This window comes from Acidovorax sp. Root219 (assembly GCF_001428665.1).
Taxonomy (GTDB): Bacteria; Pseudomonadota; Gammaproteobacteria; order Burkholderiales; family Burkholderiaceae_C; genus Acidovorax.
This window is the reverse complement of sequence record NZ_LMIJ01000022.1, coordinates 266-2185: the sequence shown is the minus strand read 5'-3', so window position 1 is coordinate 2185 and position 1920 is coordinate 266. Positions and strand designations below refer to the sequence as shown.

2 protein-coding genes are annotated in these 1920 nt (G+C 67.2%); both read right to left on the bottom strand.

The annotated features are described in order from the left end of the window. On the bottom strand, positions 1–737 hold a 737-nt coding region (locus ASE28_RS33145), incomplete at its 3' end, for an MCP four helix bundle domain-containing protein (protein ID WP_235516182.1). 172 nt (positions 738–909) lie between these two features. Further along, positions 910–1545, bottom strand: a complete 636-nt coding sequence (locus tag ASE28_RS20415; protein ID WP_057268269.1) for a GAF domain-containing protein — start codon at positions 1543–1545, stop codon at positions 910–912. Between the last annotated feature and the right edge of the window lie 375 nt (positions 1546–1920).

The following is a 1920-nucleotide window of genomic DNA, read 5'->3' as shown; positions in this document are numbered from 1 at the left end:
AGGTGGCCGGTTTCATCGCGGGACTGCACGACGATGGTGCCGCTGAGGTCGCCTGCGGCGACGCGGTCGGCGGCCTGCACGGCCTGGGCCAGGGGGCGGGTGATGGAGCGGATGAGCCAGACCGCAGCCACCACCGCCAGGATGATCGCCAGCAACGCGGCTGCGCCCATCACCAGGCGCGCGTTGAGGTAGACACCGGCTGCACTGGCGCTTGCCGCCTTGGCGCCCTGGCTGTTCAGGACCACCAGCTTGTCCAGCGTATCGGACGACTGCATGAACCATTTGCGCGATTCGCCCTGGAGCAGTGCAAAGGCCTGCTCGGTCTCGTTCTTGCGCGAAAGCTCCAGCAGCTTGCCCGCCATCTCGCCGTATTTCGTTCGCGCCTCGGTATAGGTCTGGTAGAGCTTGCGCTCCTCATCGCTGCTGATGAGAGCCTGGTAGGAGGTTTCTGTCTGCTTGATGCTGGCGCGGATGTCGCCCATCGCCTTCTCGACCTCTGCCTTGGCCGCAGGATCCTGGGTGGTCAGGTGCCGGAACTCATTGAGCCGGGCCTCGGACAGCTGTGCATCCAGGCGGTTCACCAGCTCCACGCTCGGCAGCCAGTTTTCTGCAATGTCCGCGGTGCTGCCGTAGATCGACGCCAGCTGGGTCAGCGCGGCTGCAATCACCGCCAGCAGCAGTACCACCAGGGCACCGAAGGTGCCGGCCATGCGGGTTGAAATCTTGAGGTTGTTCATGGGAAGTCTTTCAAGAAAGCGGCCAGGGCTTGGCGGGCTGAGAGGCCGGGACGAAGGCGATTGCGGAGAGGGAGAATGGGTGCAGGAGAAAAGGGTGCCGGATGGCCGGCGCCGGGGGAACTGGGGCTGGCGCGCATTGCGTTTCCCAGGGCTTGCCGGGGCGCATGCATGGCTAGGACCTGTCCGGGTCCGCCGATGCATCCCGCGCAGCCGCGGTGGGAGGGGCACCGATCAGCCCCGTTGCCTGCATCGCGGCACTGGCGAAAATGGTGACGACGCGCAGCACGCGCAGGTCTTCACGGTCGAACTGCTGGTGGTCGTGGTGCACGACCCACACCGTGCCCACGGCGACCCCGGACAGGAAGAAGGGCACCAGCAGCACCTCGCGCGCCTCCATGTGCAATTCCTGCATGTAGGGAAACGCCCGCACAGGCTCGTGCAGCAGGATGGCATCGCTGCGGGCCAGCACGGCGCCGCAGGGGCTGAAATTGCGTGGCATGGTGCCGTTGAGGTACCTGGCGTACTCGCCGGCCGTGGCGATCCAGCGAAACATGGGCTCGCCCTCGCCCTCGCTCTGTTCGAGCGAGACACCGGCCGAGGCCGCACCGGTGAGCTTCATCGCCGCATCGGCCAGGGCCTGGGCCATGTCGTGGGGGCGGGTGGCGAGCACCTGCACCAGCTCGGCCATGATCAGGCTTTCGGCCTCGTAGTCGGCCGGATAGCCCGGGCGGGACGCCAAGTGCTTGCTGACATCCACTTCGCCCAGGATGGGCGCGGTGTCGTGGGCGAGGGTAGGGCGGGTGATCATGGGTCCGGCGGTCGAAATCCAGGGCATGCGGTGTTGCCCGTGCTGCTTTGCGGCGAAATCTGCCAAGCATCCAGCACCTGTGTGCAACCCCAGCACCCTACAAGCCCGCGCGGTACTGTGGTGTAGGCCAATGGCCCGTCGTGGGGCTGCATGCCTTGCAGCCCCTGGGCCGGCGGCGCTTTACGCCCTGGTCTGGGACAACGACACGGCTGGAGTCTCCAGATCGACCGGCCGGCCCATCGTGCTGGGGGCCTGGGACCTCGGGGGGAGCCGTTCCGGCTGCCAGGCGCGCTAGAAGCTCTCCCACTCATCATCCCCACCCCCAGCCGCCTTGGCCGGCGCCTTGGGGGCCGTGGCCGCTGCAGCCTTGGGCGA

What these genes read in the sequence shown, in the direction of transcription:
- ASE28_RS20415 (WP_057268269.1), bottom strand. Translation starts at nt 1,545, where the DNA reads ATGATCACCCGCCCTACCCTCGCCCACGACACCGCGCCCATCCTGGGC.